At 61.6% G+C, this 22,295-nt stretch carries 13 protein-coding genes; 8 read left to right on the top strand and 5 right to left on the bottom strand.

All coding sequences use genetic code 11. The features are described 5' to 3' along the window. Position 1: 1 nt before the first annotated feature. Together waaF and glnE are read right to left on the bottom strand one after the other, a co-directional pair. Positions 2 to 1,036, bottom strand: a complete 1,035-nt coding sequence (gene waaF / locus C8K66_RS23490; RefSeq protein ID WP_108526071.1) for a lipopolysaccharide heptosyltransferase II — start codon at positions 1,034 to 1,036, stop codon at positions 2 to 4. A gap of 204 nt (positions 1,037 to 1,240) precedes the next feature. Beyond that, entirely contained in the window at positions 1,241 to 4,180 is a 2,940-nt protein-coding gene (glnE, locus tag C8K66_RS23485) for a bifunctional [glutamate--ammonia ligase]-adenylyl-L-tyrosine phosphorylase/[glutamate--ammonia-ligase] adenylyltransferase (RefSeq protein ID WP_057003653.1), read from the bottom strand. 383 nt (positions 4,181 to 4,563) lie between these two features. Between glnE and aceE the strand changes: the two genes are divergently transcribed. The 4 genes from aceE to msrA all read left to right on the top strand — a co-directional run bounded on the left by aceE (position 4,564) and on the right by msrA (position 12,586). Continuing rightward, positions 4,564 to 7,209 carry a pyruvate dehydrogenase (acetyl-transferring), homodimeric type gene (gene aceE / locus C8K66_RS23480; RefSeq protein ID WP_046384939.1) on the top strand — a complete coding sequence of 882 codons (2,646 nt, stop codon included), beginning with the start codon at positions 4,564 to 4,566 and terminating at the stop codon, positions 7,207 to 7,209. Between the two features lie 11 nt (positions 7,210 to 7,220). After that, positions 7,221 to 8,867: a dihydrolipoyllysine-residue acetyltransferase gene (gene aceF, locus C8K66_RS23475; protein ID WP_108526069.1), complete on the top strand. Its 1,647-nt coding sequence runs from the start codon at positions 7,221 to 7,223 to the stop codon at positions 8,865 to 8,867. 304 nt (positions 8,868 to 9,171) lie between these two features. Next, positions 9,172 to 11,865, top strand: coding sequence for a bifunctional diguanylate cyclase/phosphodiesterase (locus C8K66_RS23470; protein ID WP_046384941.1), 2,694 nt, complete (start codon positions 9,172 to 9,174; stop codon positions 11,863 to 11,865). Between the two features lie 73 nt (positions 11,866 to 11,938). Continuing rightward, positions 11,939 to 12,586, top strand: a complete 648-nt coding sequence (gene msrA / locus C8K66_RS23465) for a peptide-methionine (S)-S-oxide reductase MsrA (RefSeq protein WP_017849811.1) — start codon at positions 11,939 to 11,941, stop codon at positions 12,584 to 12,586. Between the two features lie 129 nt (positions 12,587 to 12,715). Here msrA and C8K66_RS23460 read toward each other — a convergent pair whose 3' ends face one another. Further along, entirely contained in the window at positions 12,716 to 13,552 is an 837-nt protein-coding gene (locus tag C8K66_RS23460; protein ID WP_017849812.1) for a 23S rRNA (adenine(2030)-N(6))-methyltransferase RlmJ, read from the bottom strand. 250 nt (positions 13,553 to 13,802) lie between these two features. Between C8K66_RS23460 and C8K66_RS23455 the strand changes: the two genes are divergently transcribed. The 3 genes from C8K66_RS23455 to C8K66_RS23445 all read left to right on the top strand — a co-directional run bounded on the left by C8K66_RS23455 (position 13,803) and on the right by C8K66_RS23445 (position 16,205). Beyond that, on the top strand, positions 13,803 to 15,080 hold the full coding sequence (locus tag C8K66_RS23455; protein ID WP_017849813.1) for an O-acetylhomoserine aminocarboxypropyltransferase/cysteine synthase family protein: 1,278 nt from the start codon (positions 13,803 to 13,805) through the stop codon (positions 15,078 to 15,080). Between the two features lie 299 nt (positions 15,081 to 15,379). Further along, on the top strand, positions 15,380 to 15,826 hold the full coding sequence (locus C8K66_RS23450) for a hypothetical protein (RefSeq protein ID WP_371928161.1): 447 nt from the start codon (positions 15,380 to 15,382) through the stop codon (positions 15,824 to 15,826). Continuing rightward, positions 15,816 to 16,205, top strand: coding sequence for a hypothetical protein (locus C8K66_RS23445; protein WP_108526067.1), 390 nt, complete (start codon positions 15,816 to 15,818; stop codon positions 16,203 to 16,205). Before C8K66_RS23450 ends, C8K66_RS23445 begins: the two co-directional genes overlap by 11 nt. Positions 16,206 to 16,339: 134 nt before the next feature. Here C8K66_RS23445 and putP read toward each other — a convergent pair whose 3' ends face one another. Both putP and C8K66_RS30655 read right to left on the bottom strand, forming a co-directional pair. Continuing rightward, positions 16,340 to 17,824, bottom strand: a complete 1,485-nt coding sequence (gene putP / locus C8K66_RS23440; RefSeq protein WP_046384943.1) for a sodium/proline symporter PutP — start codon at positions 17,822 to 17,824, stop codon at positions 16,340 to 16,342. 123 nt (positions 17,825 to 17,947) lie between these two features. Further along, complete coding sequence (locus C8K66_RS30655) at positions 17,948 to 18,205, bottom strand: hypothetical protein (RefSeq protein ID WP_132849954.1); 258 nt, start codon at positions 18,203 to 18,205, stop codon at positions 17,948 to 17,950. Positions 18,206 to 18,286: 81 nt separating this feature from the next. Here C8K66_RS30655 and putA point away from each other — a divergent pair, with 81 nt between their 5' ends. Next, positions 18,287 to 22,240 carry a trifunctional transcriptional regulator/proline dehydrogenase/L-glutamate gamma-semialdehyde dehydrogenase gene (gene putA, locus C8K66_RS23435; protein WP_108526065.1) on the top strand — a complete coding sequence of 1,318 codons (3,954 nt, stop codon included), beginning with the start codon at positions 18,287 to 18,289 and terminating at the stop codon, positions 22,238 to 22,240. Positions 22,241 to 22,295: the final 55 nt, after the last annotated feature.

The raw sequence follows: 22,295 nt of genomic DNA, 5'->3' as shown, positions 1-22,295 counted from the left end.
CTCAGTGAACCTCGACCACAGAGCCCTGCAACCGCTGCAAGGCTTCGTTGACCGGTTGCGGCAACAACTGGCGCAGGCAGTTGTAGTGGCCGAAACGGCAGGTGCGGTCAAAACACGGGCTGCATTCCAGGCCCAGGCGTACCACTTCGACCTTGTCGGCCAACGGCGGGGTAAACCCTGGGGAGGTCGAGCCGTACACCGCGACCAGCGGGCGGTTCAGCGCCGCCGCGACGTGCATCAGCCCGGAGTCGTTGGACACCACCGCATCCGCGCAGGACAGCAAGTCGATGGCCTCGGCCAGCGAGGTGTCGCCACTGAGGTTCACCGCTTCTTCGCGCAGGCCGGGGATCAGGCGCTGGCGGATGTCTTCACCCACCGCATGATCGTTCTTCGAGCCGAACAGCCACACCTGCCAGCCTTCGCGGATCTTCGTCTCCGCGACTTTGGCGTAATGCTCCGACGGCCAGCGCTTGGACTCGCCAAACTCGGCACCGGGACACAGCGCGAGCACCGGACGATCAAGGGCCAGGCTGAACTTGGCCAGGGCCGCGTCGCGGGTGATCGGGTCGATCTGCAGGCTCGGGCGCGGATACGGCGTCGGCAACTCGGCACCCGGCGCGTAGGCCAGGGCCATGAAGCGTTCGATCATCAGCGGGTAGCGCGCCTTGTCGAGCTTGCGCACGTCGTTGAGCAGACCGTAGCGAAACTCGCCGCGCCAACCGGTGCGCTTGGGGATGCCGGCGAAAAACGGCACCAGCGCCGATTTCATCGAGTTGGGCAGCAAGATCGCCTGGTCGTACTGCCCGGCCAGGGATTTGCCGATGCGACGGCGGGTCGCCAGTTCGAGGGCGCCATGGCCGAGCGGGAAGCTCAAAGCCTGGCGCACTTGCGGCATGCGCTCAAGGATCGGCCGGCTCCACTCAGGGGCGAGCACGTCGATTTGGCAGTCGGGATGACGTTGTTTGAGGCACTGGAACAGTGTCTGCGCCATCACCATGTCACCGACCCAGCTGGGCCCAACGATCAGAATATTCATGTAGTTTCCACAAACGATGCGGGGAGGCTTACGCCTCCCCGCCTCGATGATTACTGTAGATCGCACTTTGTGTGGCAGCGGGCTCGCTCGCGATAGCATCACCGCGGTCCGCTAGACAGACCGCAGCGCCTGCATCACGAGCAAGCCTGCTCCCACATGAAGCCGGTTTCCACATTAGATTGGCGTCGCTCATTTAATCGAGTGTCAGCTTAACCCCAGCGCCTGCCAGATTCGCATCACCTGGCGCCGTTCGTCGGCGAACTGATCCCCGGCCACCGTACCGGCTTCGTTCTGCAAAGCCTGGCGGTGCGCCGCGGAACGGTAGGCCTTATATACCTCGCGCAGTAAATGGGCATCGGCGGCGGGCATCAGCCCGACCTGCTCCAGGCCCTCCAGAATGCGGATATTGTCGGTGTAGCGCAGCAACGATGGATGTTGCGCAGACCATGCCAAAGCGGCGTATTGCACCATAAATTCAATATCGACGATACCTCCGGCGTCCTGCTTGAGGTCGAACGCCACCGTCGGTTCGAAGGCATTCGCGCCGGTACCGGCCGCCGTGGCCCGGGTCCCGAGGTTATCGCGCATCTTGGCGCGCATCTCGCTGACCTCCTGGCGCAGCTTCGTCAAGTCGCGTTCACGGCCCAACACCTTGGCCCGCACCTGTTCGAAGGCGCGGCCCACGTCCTGGCTGCCCACCAACACCCGCGCGCGGATCAGGGCCTGATGTTCCCAGGTCCAGGCTTCGTTTTCCTGATAGCGCGCGAAGGCGCCGAGGGAACTCACCAGCAAACCGGATGCGCCCGACGGCCGCAGGCGCATGTCCACTTCATACAATTGCCCCGAGTTGGTCTGCGTGGTCAGCAAGTGAATGATCCGCTGGCCCAGGCGCGTGAAAAACTGCGCGCCGTCGATCGGCTTGGCGCCATCGGTTTCGGCCTGCGGGTCGCCGTCATGGATAAACACCAGGTCCAGGTCCGAACCATGCCCCAATTCGATGCCGCCGACTTTCCCATAACCGACAATGATGAATCCAGGATCGCACACGCTGCCATCCAACCGCTGCGGCGCGCCGTGGCGGGCGACGGTCTGGCGCCAGGCCAGGGCCAGCACTTGTTCGAGGATGGCTTCGGCGAGCCAGGTCAGGTAGTCGCTGACTTTCATCAGCGGCAGGCTGCCGGCGATTTCCGAGGCGGCCACGCGCAAGCGGTGAGCCAGCTTGAAGTGCCGCAGCGCTTCCATCTGCTGCTCAAGGTCGTCTTCGGGGATACGCGTAAGGCGTTCGCGCAGTTCGGCGGCGAGTTCCGGCGCCAACGGCGGCTTGAACAAGCGGCCTTCGTTGAGCAATTCGTCGAGCAGCAGCGGGAAGCGGGTGATCTGTTCGGCGATCCACGGGCTGGCAGCGCACAAGGTCAACAGGCGCCGCAGGGCGTCAGGGTTTTCCGTGAGCAACACCAGGTAGGCGGACCGGCGGGCGACGGCTTCCACCAGCGGCAAGACGCGCTCCAGCACCAGGTCCGGGTTGGCGTGCTCGACGGCCTGCGCCAGCAGACGCGGGATAAACGCATCCAGGCGCTCGCGACCGAGGCGCTGCATGGCGCGCAATTGCGGGCTGCCGCGCAGGCCGGCCAAGGCTTTGAGCGCTTTGGGCGCGTCAGTGAAGCCACCTTCGGCCAGTTGGCGGCAGGCGGCGTCTTCGTCCTGGGACTCTTCCCACAGTGGCAACCATTCCCCACCGACGACCAGTTCGCTTTCTTCGCCGTCTTCTTCATCCGGATCAGCGATCACCTGGCGGAAGTGCCAGTCTACCCGCCCACGCCAGTACATCAGGCGCTCATGGAACGCGGCCCAATCGGCGAAGCCGAGCATAAAGGCAATGCGCGCCTGGTCTTCGGGGCTGTCCGGCAGCATCTGGGTCTGGCGGTCGGCAATCGCCTGGATCGCATGCTCGGTGTAACGCAGGAATTCGTAGCCATCGCGCAACTCGGCGATCACCGCCGGCGGCAGGTAGCCCTGGCCTTCCAGGGTGCCCAGCACCTTGAGCAACGGCCGTTGCTGCAGGCTGAGGTCGCGCCCGCCATGGATCAGCTGGAACGCCTGGGCGATAAATTCCACTTCGCGGATGCCGCCCGAACCGAGCTTGATGTTGTCGGCCATGCCCTTGCGCCGCACTTCCTGCTGGATCAACTGCTTCATGGTGCGCAGCGCTTCGATGGCGGAGAAGTCCAAATAGCGGCGGTAGACGAACGGTCGCAGCATGTCGAGCAGTTGCGCACCGGCCACCTGATCGCCGGCCACCACGCGCGCCTTGATCATGGCGTAGCGCTCCCAGTCGCGGCCCTGGTCCTGGTAATACTGTTCCAACGCATTGAAGCTGAGCACCAGTGCGCCCGACGAACCGTAAGGCCGCAGGCGCATGTCGACACGGAAGACAAAACCGTCGACGGTCATCGGGTCGAGGGCCTTGATCAGTTTTTGCCCCAGGCGAATGAAGAACTCCTGGTTATCCAGGGCGCGCTTCACCCCCACCGTCTCGCCGCCTTCGGGGTAGGCGAAGATCAAGTCGATGTCGGATGACAGGTTCAGCTCCACCGCGCCGAGCTTGCCCATGCCGAGGATCACCATCTGCTGCGGCTCACCGCTGCGGCGCCCGGTCGGCGTGCCGAACTGCGCGCAATGGCGCTGGTACAGCCACTGGTAGGCCTGGTCGATGCTGGCGTCGGCCATGTCGGAGAGGTCGCGACAGGTTTGCACCAGATCCGCCTGGCGGGTCAGGTCGCGCCAGATGATGCGGACTTGCTGGCGGGTACGCTGGCGGCGCAGCACGCGGCCCAACTCATCTTCTGTTTCAGCCTGTTGCACGGCACCGGCAATCTGCCCGCACAGCTCGCCCGGCGCAAAGCCACGGTCCAACTCGCCCCAGGCGACCAGTTCGAGCAACATCAACGGGTCACGAACACTCTGTTCAATCACGAAATCACTGGCCGCGCACACCCGCGCGAAATCGGCCCAGCGTTGCGGCGTCCATTCAGAAAGGCCATGATCGTCGTCCAGCGCGGCCACTGCGTCACGGAATGACTGTTCGGCCCGAATGGCGAACGGCAAGAGAACGGCCGGCAGCTCGGCCAGCGTTGGAAGGCTCATGGTCTATCCTTGAACGGCGCGTAAAGGGCTTGTTGCGGTGAACGCAGGAGGCAGGCGCGATGAATGACTGTCGAACAAAAGTTAGAAATAGCTGAAAATTCATAAATTTTGGCAGGTAACATTAAATTTCTACCTTTTCTTCTTCGCAAAAGATCAACAATAACGATTATGCTCACCTAACGGACCGAGCAATCCGCTCAGTCTTGTGTAGTTTTACTACTCGTATATACATTCGAAAGGCTGAAATGGCCGACGATTTGTAGTAAAACTACAGGACGCCGGAGCAACCTCCGGCCATCCAAGAATTTATGTCGTCTGCCCACAAGGCCAGTCGCAAACTTCAGGCAACCGATTCTGGTAGCCTTTCCGCCCTGGAGCAAGCCATGCAAGACCTCGATCCCGTCGAAACCCAGGAATGGCTGGACGCCCTGGAATCGGTTCTCGACAAAGAAGGCGAAGACCGTGCTCACTATCTGATGACCCGTATGGGCGAACTCGCGACCCGCAGCGGCTCGCAACTGCCCTACGCCATCACCACGCCATATCGCAATACCATCCCTGTTACCCACGAAGCACGCATGCCTGGCGACCTGTTCATGGAACGCCGCATTCGCTCGCTGGTACGTTGGAACGCCATGGCGATGGTAATGCGTACGAACTTGAAAGATTCTGACCTGGGCGGTCACATCTCCAGCTTCGCTTCCAGCGCAACGCTCTATGACATCGGCTTCAACTACTTCTTCCAGGCCCCGACCGACGAACACGGCGGCGACCTGATCTACTTCCAGGGCCACACCTCGCCAGGCGTCTACGCCCGTGCGTTCATGGAAGGTCGCATCAGCGAAGAACAGATGAACAACTTCCGCCAGGAAGTCGACGGTCAGGGCCTGTCGTCCTACCCGCACCCTTGGCTGATGCCTGATTTCTGGCAGTTCCCGACCGTTTCCATGGGTCTGGGCCCGATCCAGGCGATCTACCAGGCGCGCTTCATGAAGTACATGGAAGCCCGTGGTTTCATCCCCGAAGGCAAGCAGAAAGTCTGGTGCTTCCTGGGCGACGGCGAGTGCGACGAGCCGGAATCCCTGGGTGCCATCTCCCTGGCCGGCCGCGAGAAGCTGGACAACCTGATCTTCGTCATCAACTGCAACCTGCAGCGCCTCGACGGCCCGGTTCGCGGCAACGGCAAGATCATCCAGGAACTCGAAGGCGTGTTCCGCGGTGCTCAGTGGAACGTGACCAAAGTCATCTGGGGCCGTTTCTGGGACCCACTGCTGGCCAAGGACGTCGACGGTATCCTGCAACGTCGCATGGACGAAGTCATCGACGGCGAGTACCAGAACTACAAGGCCAAAGACGGCGCGTTCGTGCGTGAACACTTCTTCAACACGCCTGAACTCAAGGCGATGGTTGCCGACCTGTCCGACGACGAGATCTGGAAACTCAACCGTGGCGGCCACGACCCGTACAAGGTCTACGCGGCGTACCACGAAGCGGTCAACCACAAAGAACAACCGACCGTCATCCTGGCCAAGACCATCAAGGGTTATGGCACCGGTGCCGGCGAAGCGAAGAACACAGCGCACAACACCAAGAAAGTCGACGTCGGCAGCCTGAAGCTGTTCCGCGACCGCTTCGACATCCCGGTCAAGGACGAAGAGCTGGAAAACCTGCCGTTCTTCAAGCCAGAGCCGAACAGCGCCGAAGCCCGTTACCTGAGCGAGCGTCGTGCCGCACTGGGCGGTTTCGTGCCACAGCGCCGTGCCAAGAGCGTCAACATCCCAACACCGGCACTGGATACCCTCAAGGCCATCCTCGACGGCTCGGGCGACCGTGAAATCTCCACCACCATGGCCTTCGTGCGGATCCTCGCGCAGCTGGTCAAGGATAAGGAAGTCGGTTCGCGCATCGTGCCGATCATCCCGGACGAAGCCCGTACCTTCGGTATGGAAGGCATGTTCCGTCAGTTGGGCATCTACTCCTCCGTCGGCCAGCTCTACGAGCCAGTCGATAAAGACCAGGTGATGTTCTACAAGGAAGACAAGAAGGGCCAGATCCTCGAAGAAGGCATCAACGAAGCGGGCGCCATGAGCTCCTTCATCGCTGCCGGTACGTCGTACTCCTGCCACAACCAGCCGATGCTGCCGTTCTACATCTTCTACTCGATGTTCGGCTTCCAGCGTATCGGCGACCTGGCCTGGGCAGCAGGCGACAGCCGTACCCGTGGTTTCCTGATCGGCGGCACCGCCGGCCGCACCACGCTGAACGGCGAAGGCCTGCAACACGAAGACGGTCACAGCCACATCCTGGCGGCCACCATTCCGAACTGCCGCACCTTTGATCCAACCTACGGCTATGAGCTGGCGGTGATCATCCAGGACGGCATGAAGAAGATGACCCAGGAGCAGCAGGACGTTTTCTACTACATCACCGTGATGAACGAGTCCTACCAGCAACCTGCCATGCCGGCCGGTGTCGAGGAAGGCATCATCAAGGGCATGTACCTGCTCGAAGAAGACACCAAGGAAGCAGCGCATCACGTGCAACTGATGGGCTCCGGCACCATCCTGCGCGAAGTGCGTGAAGCGGCGAAGATCCTGCGTGACGAATTCAACGTCGGCGCCGACGTGTGGAGCGTGACCAGCTTCAACGAACTGCGTCGCGACGGCCTGGCCGTAGAACGCAACAACCGCCTGCACCCAGGTCAGAAGCCTGAGCTGAGCTACGTCGAAGAATGCCTGACTGGCCGTAAAGGTCCGGTGATCGCATCCACCGACTACATGAAACTGTTTGCTGAACAAATTCGCCAGTGGGTCCCGTCCAAGGAATTCAAAGTCCTGGGCACCGACGGTTTCGGCCGCAGTGACAGCCGCAAGAAGCTGCGTCACTTCTTCGAAGTCGACCGTCACTTCGTGGTGTTGGCAGCCCTGGAAGCCTTGGCTGACCGCGGTGAGATCGAACCCAAGGTGGTGGCTGACGCCATCGTCAAGTTCGGGATCAACCCGGAAAAACGCAACCCACTGGACTGCTGAGGAGACTTTTTGTGAGCGAACTCATTCGCGTACCTGACATCGGCAGCGGTGAAGGTGAAGTAATCGAGCTGTTTGTGAAGGTCGGCGACACCGTCGAAGCCGACCAAAGCATCCTGACCCTGGAATCGGACAAGGCGAGCATGGAAATCCCTGCTCCCAAGGCCGGCGTGGTCAAGAGCCTGAAAGTGAAGCTGGGCGATCGCCTGAAAGAAGGCGACGAACTGCTGGAGCTGGAAATCGAGGGCGCCGCCGCTGCGGCCCCTGCTCCAGCTGCTGCGGCAGCACCGGCGCCAGCGCCGGCTGAAAAACCTGCTGCTGCCGAGGCCCCTGCGGCCCCGGCTGCCGCACCGGCCGCAGCCACCATCCAGGACATTCATGTCCCGGACATCGGCTCGTCGGGCAAGGCCAAGATCATCGAACTGCTGGTCAAGGTCGGCGACACCGTCGAAGCCGACCAGTCGCTGATCACCCTGGAGTCCGACAAGGCCTCCATGGAAATCCCTTCGCCGGCTGCCGGCGTGGTGGAAAGCATCGCGGTCAAGCTGGAAGACGAAGTCGGCACTGGCGACTTCATCCTCAAGCTGAAAGTCCAAGGCGCTGCGTCGGCTGCTGCCCCGGCACCGGCCGCTGCGCCGGCTGCCAAGGCTGAAGCCGCACCGGTCGCCGCGGCTCCAGCTCCAGCGCCTGCCGAAAAAGCCGAGGCCGCACCGGCCCCGGCGGCGGCACCGGCACGAAGCGGTGCCAAGGTTCACGCCGGCCCTGCCGTGCGCCAACTGGCCCGCGAGTTCGGCGTCGAGCTGAACGCCGTCACGGCCACCGGCCCGCACGGTCGCGTGCTCAAGGAAGACGTACAGGTTTACGTCAAATCCATGATGCAGAAAGCCAAGGAAGCCCCGGCTGCCGGCAATGCTACCGGTGGTGCGGGCATTCCGCCGATCCCGGTCGTGGACTTCAGCCGCTTCGGCGAAACCGAAGAAGTGCAGATGACCCGCCTGATGCAAATCGGCGCGTCGAGCCTGCACCGCAGCTGGCTGAACATCCCGCACGTGACCCAGTTCGACCAGGCCGACATCACCGACCTGGAAGCTTTCCGCGTTGCGCAGAAAGCCGTGGCCGAGAAGGCCGGCGTGAAACTGACCGTGCTGCCACTGTTGCTCAAGGCCTGCGCGCACCTGCTCAAGGAGCTGCCGGACTTCAACAGTTCGCTGGCGCCAAGCGGCAAGGCGATCATTCGCAAGAAGTACGTTCACATCGGCTTTGCCGTCGACACCCCGGATGGCCTGCTGGTACCGGTCATCAAGAACGTCGACCAGAAGAGCCTGCTGCAACTGGCTGCCGAAGCCGCTGCGCTGGCTGCCAAGGCCCGCGACAAGAAGCTCACCGCGGACGACATGCAGGGCGCATGCTTCACCATCTCCAGCCTCGGTCACATTGGCGGCACTGGCTTCACGCCAATCGTCAATGCGCCGGAAGTGGCGATCCTGGGCGTTTCCAAGGCGACCATCCAGCCGGTATGGGACGGTAAAGCCTTCCAGCCGAAGCTGATGCTGCCACTGTCGCTGTCCTACGATCACCGCGTGATCAACGGCGCCGCAGCGGCACGCTTCACCCAGCGCCTGAGCCAACTGCTGAACGATATCCGCACCATCTTGCTGTAAGCCGCGACGGGCCTCCCTTGCACGAGGGAGGCCCGATTGCATCGATTTCCGAGCGCCACGCTCGTACCTCAACCCCGCCACTTGGCGGGGCTTTTTTTGCGCGTTTCTTGGACAGTAAAAACAGGGTTGTACACCACCTATCACCCCGATTGCAGAAATCGACCGCGTAGCCGATATAACCCTTATAGCACTTAGCCTTCATCCTCTCTTGTCAGCCTGGGCTGCATGATGCAACCTTGCTGCAGGCAACAGTAAAGAGGGCGTGAGCCCGGCGCCGAGTGCGTTTTTTCAAGTGAGCTTCCCCATGAAAAGCCAACCCGATGTCGCCCGGACGGCGGCCGAGGTAGTGACGCAATTACCGGTGCCTTCGCGCCTCGGTATGCTGCGTTTCGAGCGGCTGAATGAGGCAAGCTGGGCCCTGCTCTACCTAGACCCCAATTGCGAGCGCCAATTCGGCCTGCCGGCGGTTGAACTGTGCGCGCTGATCGGCTCGCCCTACGCCAGCCTGATGGAGCCACAGGCGCGCTATCAACTGCACGATGCCATCCAGCAGCAACTGGCCGAGAGCCCTCATTACCTGGTGCGCTACACCCTGCACACCAACGACGGCCCTCTAAGCCTGCTGGAACTGGGCGAAGCCTACAAACAACACAATCGCCACCTGCTGCGGGGCTACCTGATGGTGGTCGACGGCCTGTTCAGCGAGATCCCGTCGACAGCGCCGACAGCCGACCTGGAAAGCCAGAACAGCCGCCTGCAGATCGCCCTGGAACTCAACCAGCGCGCGCAACAGGAACAGTTGCTGCACCTGGAACGGGTACGCGCCCAGCAAGAGCTGATCCTGCTGCTCGCACGCCAGCGCTACACCACGAATAATTCGCTGCAGGAAGCCGCCGAGCTGATTACCCGCAGCGCCTGCGATATCTACCAGATCGATTGCGCCAGCATCTGGAACCTCGAAGGCCAGCGCCTGGTACCGATTTCGGCGTACCAGCGCGCCGATCAGCGCCACCACTTGCCCGAGCCGATTGATGCCAGTGGCTTTCCGGACTATCTCGAAGCCCTGCAGACCAGCCGGGCGATCGATGCTACCAATGTCATGCGCGACCCACGCACCCGCGAAATGGCCGAATCGCTGCAGGCCAACGACGTGTATGCAATGCTCGACGCGAGCATCCGTGTCGATGGCCAGGTCGTGGGTGTGCTGTGCCTGGAACAAAGCGGCTGCACACGCGTCTGGCAGTCCGACGAGATCGCCTTTGCCGGCGAGCTGGCGGATCAGTTCGCGCAAGTGATCAACAATCACAACCGTCGTACCGCCACCAGCGCCCTGCACCTGTTTCAGCGCGCGGTGGAACAAAGCGCCAACGCCTTCCTGCTGGTCAATTGCGATGGCGTGGTGGAGTACGTCAACCCCAGTTTTACCGCGATCACCCAGTACAGTACCGAAGAGGTCCACGGCCATCGCCTGGCGCAATTGCCCGCGCTGGAAAACCTCAGCGAATTGCTGTTCGACGCGCCGTCGAGCCTGGCCAAGAGCAACAGCTGGCAGGGCGAGTTCAAGAGCCGACGCAAGAACCTGGAACCCTATTGGGGCCAGCTGTCGATCTCCAAGGTCTATGGCGACAATCGCGAGCTGACCCACTATATCGGCATCTACGAAGACATCACCCAGACCAAGCTGGCCCAGCAGCGCATCGAGCGCCTGGCCTATACCGACAACCTGACCAACCTGGGCAACCGTCCGGCGTTTATCCGCAACCTCGACGAACGCTTTGCCCGCGACAGCGACAGCCCGATCTGTCTGTTGCTGGTGGACATCGACAACTTCAAGCGGATCAACGACAGCCTCGGCCACCAGACCGGCGACAAGCTGCTGATCAGCCTGGCCCGGCGCCTGCGCAACAGCCTCAGCGCCGGTGGCAGCCTGGCGCGCTTTGCCAGTAACGAATTTGCGGTATTGCTCGACGACACCGACCTGGAGAGCGGCCAGCTCGTTGCCAGCCAACTGCTGGCGACCCTCGACAAGCCGATGTTCGTCGACAACCAATTGATCAGCGTCACCGGCTCCGTGGGCCTGGCCTGCGCGCCGCTGCATGGCCGCGACCCGCAAACCCTGATGCGCAACGCCGGCTTGGCCCTGCACAAGGCCAAAGCCAACGGCAAACACCAGGTACAAGTGTTTACCGAAGCGTTGAACGCCGAGGCCAGCTACAAACTGTTCGTGGAAAACAACCTGCGCCGCGCCCTGACCCAGAACGAGCTGGACGTGTTCTACCAGCCCAAGCTGTGCCTGCGCAGTGGCCGCTTGTTGGGCATGGAGGCGCTGCTGCGCTGGAACCACCCGGAAAAGGGCATGATCCGCCCCGACCAGTTCATCAGCGTGGCCGAAGAAACCGGCCTGATCATCCCCATCGGCAAATGGATCGCCCGCCAGGCCTGCCGCATGAGCAAGCAACTGAGCGCCGCCGGCCTGGGCAACCTGCAGGTGGCGATCAACCTGTCGCCCAAACAGTTCTCCGACCCGGACCTGGTGGCCTCGATTGCCTCGATCCTCAAGGAAGAAGAACTGCCGGCCAACCTGCTCGAACTTGAGTTGACCGAAGGCCTGCTGCTGGAGGCCACCGAGGATACCCGCCTGCAACTGGACCAGTTGAAAAGCCTGGGCCTGACCCTGGCCATGGACGATTTCGGCACCGGTTACTCGTCGCTGAGCTACTTGAAAAAATTCCCGATCGACATCATCAAGATCGATCGCAGCTTTATCCACGAAATCCCGGACAACCAGGACGACATGGAAATCACCTCCGCCGTGATCGCCATGGCCCACAACCTCAAGCTCAAGGTCGTGGCCGAAGGCATCGAGACCGCCGAGCAGTTGGCGTTCCTGCGTCGGCACCGTTGCGACGTCGGCCAGGGCTATCTGTTCGACCGGCCCATCCCCGGTTCAGAGCTGCTCGAGAAGCTTAAACGCTACCCTCGCGGGCCAATCGCCTGACAGCGCTGTAACACTCGGGCACACTGGCTGTCTGATTCTTTACTGTTAACTCAACCTGACGAGAGGACTGATCATGGTCTTGCGCTCGGAAATTCTGGTGAACAAAAACGTGCTTCCTACTGCAGAACAAGCTTTGCCTGGCCGCGAAACCCCGATGACGCTGCCGGAGACGCACTTCGTCAACGGCAACCCGCTGCTCGGCCCGTTCCTCGACGACGTCGGCTTCGCGATCTTCGGCCTGGGCTGCTTCTGGGGCGCAGAACGCAAATTCTGGCAGCGCGATGGCGTGGTCAGCACCGTGGTCGGTTATGCCGGCGGCTACACGCCGAACCCGACTTACGAAGAAGTCTGCTCGGGCCTGACCGGCCATAGCGAAGTGGTGCTGGTGGTGTATGACCAGGCCAAGGTGAAATACGAAGACTTGCTGAAGATGTTCTGGGAACTGCACAACCCGACCCAGGGCATGCGCCAGGGCAACGACATCGGCAGCCAGTACCGTTCAGTGATCTACGCCACCACGCCGGAGCAATTGGCGGCGGCGCAGGCCAGTGCGCAGGCGTATCAGCAAGAGCTGACCAAGGCTGGCCTGGGGCCCATCACCACGGAAATCGACGAGGCCCCGACGGTGTACTTCGCCGAGGCGTATCACCAGCAGTACCTGGCGAAGAATCCGCAGGGCTATTGCGGGATTGGCGGTACAGGCGTGACCTGCCCGATCTAAAAAAATGTGGGAGGGGCGGTGCGACGGTTCGACTTGCCCCCGATAGCAATGTCTCAGGTACAGATGTATGGACTGACACACCGTTATCGGGGGCAAGCCCCCTCCCACATGGGCCTGCGCCAGACTCGGTTACTCAGCAATCAGCCAATCCATCTGCCACCCGCCCTGGGTCTGGCCCAGTTGCTTGGACAGCCACGGCAGCAGCTCACGCAACTCCTCTTCCAAGCCCCACGGCGGGTTGGCAATCGCCAGGCCCGAGCCGGTCAGGGTGTTGGGCGTGTCCAACGGATGCACCAGCAATTCGACGCGCAGCAGCTTCGGCGCACCGGTGCCGGCCAGGTCCTGGTAGAAACGGCGCAACATGCGCTGGTCCTTCACCGGGTACCAGATCGCTGCGACCGTCTGGCGCATGCGGCCGACCGCCTCTTTGAGCGACGCCGCGCAGCGCTGCATTTCGTCGAGCTGTTCAAACGGCGGGTCGATCAGCATCAGCGCACGCTTTTCCGGCACCGGCAGCAACGCGCGTGGCACATGCCAGCCTTCGCCCAGGTGAACCTTGACGCGACGATCGCCCTTCATGTTGTCCTTGAGCAGCACGCCGTCTTCCGGGTGCTTTTCATTGAGCAGCACGCGGTCCTGGGGGCGGGTCAGGCGGCGTGCCAGTTCCGGCGAACCGGGGTAGTAGCGCAACTGGCCATCCGGGTTCATCTCGTGCAGCACGCGCATGTAGTCGGCGGTCAATGGCGGCAGATCGCTCTTGCCCCACAGACGGGCGATGCCTTCCAGGTATTCACCGGTACGGTTGGCCTGATCGCCCTGCAGGTCGTACAGACCGATCCCGGCATGGGTATCGAGGTAGGCGAACGGCTGCTCCTTGCGCGACATCAAGGCGATGAGGCGGGTCAAGGTCAGGTGTTTGAAGACATCGGCGTGGTTGCCGGCGTGAAAGGCGTGACGATAATTCATGGTTGCTCCTGCGCAGGGGGCGAAGTTTACCTGCTACACGGGCAAAGGTGCAGGGCCGCATGCCGGGCGGTGCTTATGCCGCAAAGACAGGCGTCCTTGTGAAAACAATCTAATCCTTACAGCATGTGCGGGCTTGCCCGCGACACAAGCGACGCGGTATTACCTGCACTCCGCGATGATGCCATCGCAGCCAAGCCAGCTCCCACCCTGCCCGGGGGCGCCCTTAAAACCAAGGAGGTCAACAATAACCATGAAAGACGCCACCATCGCCCTGCACCACGGCTTCAAGTCCGACCCGACCACCAAGGCCGTCGCGGTGCCGATCTACCAGAACGTCGCCTTCGAATTCGATAACGCCCAGCACGGCGCCGACCTGTTCAACCTGGACGTACCCGGCAATATCTACACGCGGATCATGAACCCGACCAACGATGTGCTGGAGCAACGCATGGCCGCGCTCGAAGGCGGTATCGCCGCGCTGGCCGTGTCCGCCGGCAGCGCAGCGATCCACTATGCGATCCAGACCCTGACCCGCGCCGGTGACAACATCGTCACCACGCCGCAGCTCTATGGCGGCACCTACACCCTGTTCGCCCACCTGCTGCCGAGCTTTGGCGTCGATGTGCGCTTCGCCCGCGACGATTCCGCCGCCGCCATCGCCGAACTGATCGACGACAACACCAAACTGGTCTACTGCGAGAGCATCGGCAACCCGGCGGGCAACATCATCGACCTGCAAGCCCTCGCCGACGTGGCCCACGCCCGTGGCGTACCGCTGATGGTGGACAACACCGTGGCCACGCCGATCCTGTGCAAACCGATCCAGTTCGGTGCCGATATCGTGGTGCATTCGGTGACCAAATACGTTGGCGGCCATGGCAACTCCCTGGGCGGCGTGATTGTCGACAGCGGCACGTTCCCGTGGGCGAAATACGCGGAAAAATTCCCCGGCCTCAACCAGCCCGAACCGGCTTACCACGGCGTGGTCTACACCGAAAAATTCGGCCCCGCCGCCTTCATCGCACGCGCCCGCACCGTACCGCTGCGCAACACCGGCGCAGCACTGGCGCCGATGAACGCCTTCCTGCTGCTGCAAGGCCTGGAAACCCTGGCCCTGCGCATGGAACGCCACACCGAGAATGCCTTGAAGGTCGCGCAGTTCCTGCAAGATCACGCCGAAGTCGAGTGGGTCAGCTACGCCGGGCTGCCCGATCATCCGCACCACGCGCTGGCGCAGAAATACATGCAGGGCAAACCGTCGGCGATCCTGTCGTTTGGTCTGAAGGGCGGTTACGAAGCCGGTGTACGCTTCTACGACGCCCTGCAAATCTTCAAACGCCTGGTGAACATCGGCGACGCCAAATCCCTGGCCTGCCACCCGGCGTCCACCACCCATCGCCAGATGAACGAGCAGGAACAGGCCAAGGCCGGCGTGAAGCCGGAGATGATTCGCCTCTCGGTGGGGATCGAGGCGATTGAAGACTTGATCGAGGATCTGCAACAGGCGCTGGCTGCAACACACGCCTGAGGCCAGATAAGCGACCCGCGCGCCATGGCTAACATCTGCATGGCGCGTGAAGCAGGCGACCTTGTGCCGCAAGGTCGTCGGCGTAAAGGCAGTGAACATTCACGCCGCTGTCGGAAACCTGGCGCAACTCAGTAGCCCTTTTCCCAAAAGCAAAAAACCACCGAAAAATCCCCCGCCAAAACCACGACACCGCTCGAATCGCTATTTAAATTGCGCAGCCATGCTCATTCAAAAAGGACTGTTTCCATGGCAAGCAATGACCTCCCTTCGAACCGATCACCATGATTGGGGAGTCGCTAATGCCTCAGCCCAATGAAGGTTCGATCAAGAAAATGCTAGGGATCTCGACCAAGAGTTATTTGCACAGCGGAGAGATAAAGAAGTACAGCGAAACGATTGCGCGGGTTTCGAAGACGGCAAAACTGCTGAAAAAAGGCACGCCGCTGGGCATCGCGTTGAGTACGACTGCAACGGCGTTGGAGATCAAGGAGGCGTGTTCCACTGGAAGAGAGGAGCAATGCAGGAAAGCGAAGTATGTAGAGGCAGGTAAATTGACCTTCGGTGTAGCAGGAGGAATCCTTGGAGGTCAGATCGGAATGGGCTTGTGTGTCGCCGTAATGGCTCCTACAACCGGGCCATTCGCCTTGAGCTGTCTTTTGATAGCCGGCGGAGTCGGAGGCGCTGTTTTCGGGCACTGGGGTGGTGAAATTGGCGCTACGGCTGGAGAGGTTCTGTATGAATATTGAGTACTTCCTCAATCTCCCCACGAAAGACCAAATAGCACTTGGGTCAGCGGCCGCAATGCTCATAGCGGTTATTCTCGATCTATTTCTGGCCTATCGGAAATTAGAGGTGATGGAGCGCTATTTGGATCAGTGCAGCCTCTTGAGCACGTACAAACATCTTTTGAGCAACTCCTTACGTGGAAGATTGGGCAGGCTATGCGTGGTCTACGTGGCAATCGCTCTGCCGCGATGGAATGCAAAACGTGGCGTCGTTGATTTACAGCAGGTGGAGGCGTTTCCGAGCTGCCTAAAACTTGCTCTTCACGGGACAGCCCTGATCGGACTAGTCGGAGTTGCAGGCGCGATGATCTTTCATTTCCGTGATCAATTGAACGTATAAGCACCCGATTGCAGGGGCCAGATTTTGTTTGGTCGCTATCTACTTTGCTTAAGCACCAGAAGGAAAAACGGCCCGCTATCCAAAAGATAGCGAGCCGTTTTCTTCAACACATCAGGCGCATAACGCCCGAGGTTTTATTTGTTGAGGTTGTAGTCTTTCTCGGCAGCATCAAAGCGCTCAACCATACCCGCAGTCGGCGCGCCCAGCTTGCTGACGATGTAGATCGCCAGGCTGGCGAAGATGAAGCCTGGGATGATTTCGTACAGGCCCAGCAATTCGAAATGCTTCCACACGATCACGGTGATCGCGCCGACCAGAATGCCAGCCAGTGCGCCGTTGCGGGTCATCTGCTTCCAGATCACCGAGATCAGTACCACAGGGCCGAACGCGGCGCCGAAGCCGGCCCAGGCGTAGCTCACCAGGCCCAATACGCGGTTATTCGGGTTGGCGGCCAGGCCGATGGCGATCACGGCCACCAGCAGCACCATGGCGCGGCCGACCCACACCAGCTCAACCTGGGAAGCGTTCTTGCGCAGGAAGGTCTTGTAGAAGTCCTCGGTCAGGGCGCTGGAGCACACCAGCAATTGGCAGCTCAAAGTGCTCATGACCGCCGCCAGAATCGCCGACAGCAGAACGCCAGCAATCCATGGGTTGAACAGCAGCTTGGCCAGCTCGATAAACACGCGCTCGTGGTTCTCGGTCACGGGGCCGGCCACTTCCGGGTGCGCCGAGAAGTAGGCGATGCCGAAGAAGCCCACGGCCACGGTGCCGCCCAGGCACAGGATCATCCAGGTCATGGAGATGCGACGCGCCTTGGCGATCGACTTCACCGAATCCGCCGCCATGAAGCGCGCGAGGATGTGCGGCTGGCCGAAGTAACCCAGGCCCCAGCCCATCAGCGAGATGATGCCGATGAAGCTGGTGTTTTTCAGCATGTTGAAGTTGTCGGGGTTCTTCGCTTCGATCGCCAGGAACGTGGTATCGATACCGCCGGTGGCCAGCAGCACGATGATCGGCGTCAGGATCAGCGCGAAGATCATCAGGGTGGCTTGTACGGTGTCGGTCCAGCTCACGGCCAGGAAACCACCGACGAAGGTGTAGGCAATCGTCGCCGCCGCGCCGGCCCACAGCGCAGTCTCGTAGGACATGCCGAAGGTGCTTTCGAACAGACGGGCACCGGCCACGATGCCGGAAGCGCAATAGATGGTGAAGAACACCAGGATCACTACTGCGGAGATGATCCGCAGCAGGCCGCTTTTATCTTCGAAACGGCTGGAAAAGTAATCCGGCAGCGTCAGGGCGTCGCCGTTGTGCTCGGTCTGCACGCGCAGGCGACCGGCCACGAACAGCCAGTTGAGGTACGCACCGACGATCAGGCCGATGGCGATCCAGCTTTCCGACAGGCCGGACATGTAGATCGCGCCCGGCAGGCCCATCAACAACCAGCCGCTCATGTCGGAAGCACCGGCTGACAAGGCAGTCACCACGCTACCGAGGCTGCGACCGCCCAGGATGTAATCGGAAAGGTTGTTGGTGGAGCGATAGGCCATGAAGCCGATCAGCACCATTGCTGCGATGTAGATCACGAACGTGATCAGGGTTGGATTACTAACGCTCATAGAAGTGACGCCCTGGCTTTGTTTTTATGTAGCGGCGGTCTGTCAGACGGCCACCCACTGATCCAGTGAGTAAACGTAGCTGCATCGCGCGCATTTATGACTGACGTTTCCCCAGGAAAGCCGTCAGCCGATGAACCACACCATACGGGTGGTTGCACCTTGGCCGCGAATGCTATTCAACAAAGCAAATAAGGTGCAACCAGTTTCTCGCGAATAAGTTGCACCTCGATGTGTTTTACAGAAAACACCGCGTTTTTGCTCCTTTTCGGAGCAAGAACAGCCGATCTCAGAAGCAAATGCACCAAAGTGCAGCGGATTCGGTCGAGTGTCGATTTTTTCCCGATGGAACGGCGAAAAATTCATGCATAAAAAGGGTTGCACCCGGTTGCACCTCTTCCAGACCGAAGCTAATCTTGCCGCCAGCTGATGCCACTCGGTAGTGGCACCCATGAGGATAAGAAAATGGCTACAACCACCCTTGGGGTCAAACTCGACGACCCGACCCGCGAGCGCCTGAAGGCGGCCGCGACCTCCATTGATCGCACGCCGCACTGGCTGATCAAGCAGGCGATTTTCAATTACCTGGAGAAACTCGAGGGTGGTGCAACCCTGACCGAGCTCAATGGCTTGAGCAGCAAGGAGGCCGACGACGCCGGCGAGGTCCAGGCCGACCACGCCCATCAGTGCTTCCTCGAGTTCGCCGAGAGCATCCTGCCGCAATCCGTACTGCGCGCCTCGATCACCGCCGCTTACCGCCGCCCGGAGCCGGAAGTGGTGCCGATGCTGATCGAACAGGCTCGCCTGCCGGCCCAGATGGCCGAAGCCACGAATAAGCTGGCCGCGTCGATTGCAGAAAAACTGCGCAATCAGAAGAGCGCCGGCGGCCGTGCCGGCATCGTCCAGGGTTTGCTGCAGGAATTCTCCCTGTCGTCCCAGGAAGGCGTGGCACTGATGTGCCTGGCCGAAGCGCTGCTGCGCATCCCCGACAAAGGCACCCGCGACGCACTGATCCGCGACAAGATCAGCACCGGCAACTGGCAACCGCACCTGGGCAACAGCCCGTCGCTGTTCGTCAACGCGGCCACCTGGGGCCTGCTGCTGACCGGCAAACTGGTCGCCACCCACAACGAAGCGGGCCTGACCTCATCCCTGAGCCGCATCATCGGCAAGAGCGGCGAGCCGATGATCCGCAAGGGCGTCGACATGGCCATGCGCCTGATGGGCGAGCAGTTCGTCACCGGCGAAACCATCGCCGAAGCCCTGGCCAATGCGAGCAAGTTCGAAGCCAAGGGTTTCCGCTATTCCTACGACATGCTCGGTGAAGCCGCACTCACCGAACACGATGCACAGAAGTACCTCGCCTCTTACGAACAAGCCATTCATTCCATCGGCAAAGCCTCGAACGGCCGTGGGATTTATGAAGGCCCGGGCATTTCCATCAAGCTGTCGGCCCTGCACCCACGTTACAGCCGTGCCCAGTACGAACGGGTGATGGACGAGCTGTACCCGCGCTTGCTGTCCCTGACCCTGCTGGCCAAGCAATACGACATCGGCCTGAACATCGATGCCGAAGAAGCCGACCGCCTGGAACTGTCCCTGGACCTGCTCGAACGCCTGTGCTTCGAGCCGCAACTGAGCGGCTGGAACGGCATCGGTTTCGTGATCCAGGCCTACCAGAAGCGCTGCCCGTATGTGATCGACTACGTCATCGACCTGGCGCGCCGCAGCCGCCACCGCCTGATGATCCGCCTGGTAAAAGGCGCGTACTGGGACAGCGAAATCAAGCGCGCCCAGGTCGAAGGCCTGGAAGGCTACCCGGTCTACACCCGCAAGGTTTATACCGACGTGTCCTACATTGCCTGCGCACGCAAACTGCTGTCGGTGCCGGAAGTCATCTACCCGCAGTTCGCCACGCATAACGCCCACACCCTGTCGGCTATCTACCATATCGCCGGTCAGAACTATTACCCCGGCCAGTACGAGTTCCAATGCCTGCACGGCATGGGCGAACCGCTCTACGAACAGGTCGTCGGCAAAGTGGCCGAGGGCAAGCTGAACCGTCCGTGCCGCGTGTACGCCCCGGTCGGCACCCACGAAACCCTGCTGGCCTACCTGGTGCGTCGCCTGTTGGAAAACGGCGCCAACACCTCGTTCGTCAACCGCATTGCCGACCAGTCCATCTCGATCCAGGAGCTGGTGGCCGATCCAGTGGCCAGCATCGAGCAAATGGCGACGCTGGAAGGCGGCTTCGGCCTGCCGCACCCGCGTATTCCACTGCCGCGTGACCTGTACGGCAGCGACCGCGCCAACTCGGCCGGTATCGACCTGGCCAACGAACACCGCTTGGCGTCGCTGTCTTGCGCCTTGCTGGCCACCGCGCACAACCACTGGAAAGCCGCGCCGATGCTGGGTTGCGCCACCAGCAATGAAGCCGCTGCGCCGGTGCTGAACCCGTCCGACCTGCGTGATGTGGTCGGCCACGTACAGGAAGCCACCGTCGATGACGTCGACAACGCGATCCAGTGCGCCATCAACGCCGGCCCGATCTGGCAGGCGACCCCGCCCGCCGAGCGCGCCGCGATCCTTGAACGCGCCGCCGACCTGATGGAAGGCGAGATCCAGCCGCTGATGGGCCTGCTGGCCCGCGAAGCCGGCAAGACCTTCGCCAACGCCATCGCCGAAGTGCGCGAAGCTGTGGATTTCCTGCGTTACTACGCGGTGCAGGCGCGTCACGATTTCACCAACGACGCCCACCGCCCATTGGGCCCGGTGGTCTGCATCAGCCCGTGGAACTTCCCGCTGGCGATTTTCAGTGGGCAAGTCGCCGCCGCACTGGCCGCCGGCAACCCGGTATTGGCCAAGCCTGCCGAGCAAACCCCGCTGGTGGCCGCACAAGCGGTACGTATCCTGCTCGAAGCCGGTATTCCGGAAGGCGTGCTGCAACTGCTGCCGGGCCAGGGCGAAACCGTTGGTGCGCGCCTGGTCGGCGATGATCGCGTCAAAGGCGTGATGTTCACCGGTTCCACCGAAGTCGCGCGCCTGCTGCAACGCAATGTCGCCGGACGCCTGGATGCACAGGGCCGACCGATCCCGCTGATCGCCGAAACCGGTGGCCAGAACGCGATGATCGTCGACTCCTCGGCCCTGACCGAACAAGTGGTCATCGACGTGGTGTCGTCGGCCTTCGACAGCGCCGGCCAGCGTTGCTCGGCCCTGCGTGTACTGTGCCTGCAGGAAGATTCTGCAGACCGCGTCATCGAAATGCTCAAGGGCGCCATGGCTGAATGCCGTTTGGGCAACCCGGAGCGCCTGTCGGTGGATATCGGCCCGGTGATCGACGCCGAAGCCAAGGCTGGCATCGAGAAACACATCCAGGCCATGCGCGACAAAGGCCGCGCGGTGTACCAAGTGGCGATCGCCGACGGCGAAGAGATCAAGCGCGGCACCTTCGTGATGCCCACCCTGATCGAGCTGGAAAGCTTCGACGAGCTGCAACGGGAGATCTTCGGCCCGGTGCTGCACGTGGTGCGCTACAAGCGCAAGGAGATCGACCAGTTGATCGGCCAGATCAACGCTTCCGGCTACGGCCTGACCCTGGGCGTACACACGCGCATCGACGAGACCATCGCCAAGGTGATCGACAACGTTCATGCCGGCAACGTCTACGTCAACCGCAACATTGTCGGGGCGGTGGTCGGCGTGCAGCCGTTTGGCGGCGAAGGTTTGTCGGGCACCGGCCCGAAAGCCGGTGGTCCGCTGTACCTGTACCGCCTGCTGTCGACGCGTCCTACCGATGCGATCGAGCAGTCCTTCGTTCGCGGCGATGCATTGTCCGCACCGGATGTGCGCTTGCGCGACGCCATGAGCCAACCGCTGACCGCTTTGAAAGCCTGGGCCGACAGCCACACGCTCAGCGACCTGAGCGCCCTGTGCAGCCGGTTCGCCACGCAATCGCAAAGCGGTATCACCCGCCTGTTGGCCGGCCCGACCGGCGAGCGCAACAGCTACGCCATCCTGCCCCGTGAGCACGTACTGTGCCTGGCAGAAGTAGAAGGTGACCTACTGACCCAACTGGCGGCGGTATTGGCCGTCGGCGGTTCGGCGGTATGGCCGGAAACCGAGCTGACCAAAGCCTTGTTCCCACGCCTGCCGAAAGAGATTCAGGCGAAGATCAAGCGCGTGGCCGACTGGACCAAGGACGATGTGCTGTTCGACGCAGTCCTGCATCACGGCGATTCCGATCAACTGCGCGCGGTTTGCCAGCAAGTGGCCCAGCGTGGCGGGGCGATTGTCGGGGTACATGGTTTGTCCCAAGGCGAGACGGCAATTGCCCTGGAGCGCCTGGTGATCGAGCGTGCGCTGAGCGTCAACACCGCAGCGGCGGGCGGTAACGCCAGCCTGATGACCATCGGCTAACTGCCGGAACGCGGTAAAAAATGTGGGAGGGGCTTGCCCCCTCCCACATTTTGGC

The organism is Pseudomonas sp. GV105 (genome assembly GCF_003058185.1).
GTDB lineage: Bacteria > Pseudomonadota > Gammaproteobacteria > Pseudomonadales > Pseudomonadaceae > Aquipseudomonas > Aquipseudomonas veronii.
The sequence above is the reverse complement of the archived record's forward strand: the minus strand, read 5'-3'. Positions and strand labels throughout refer to the sequence as shown.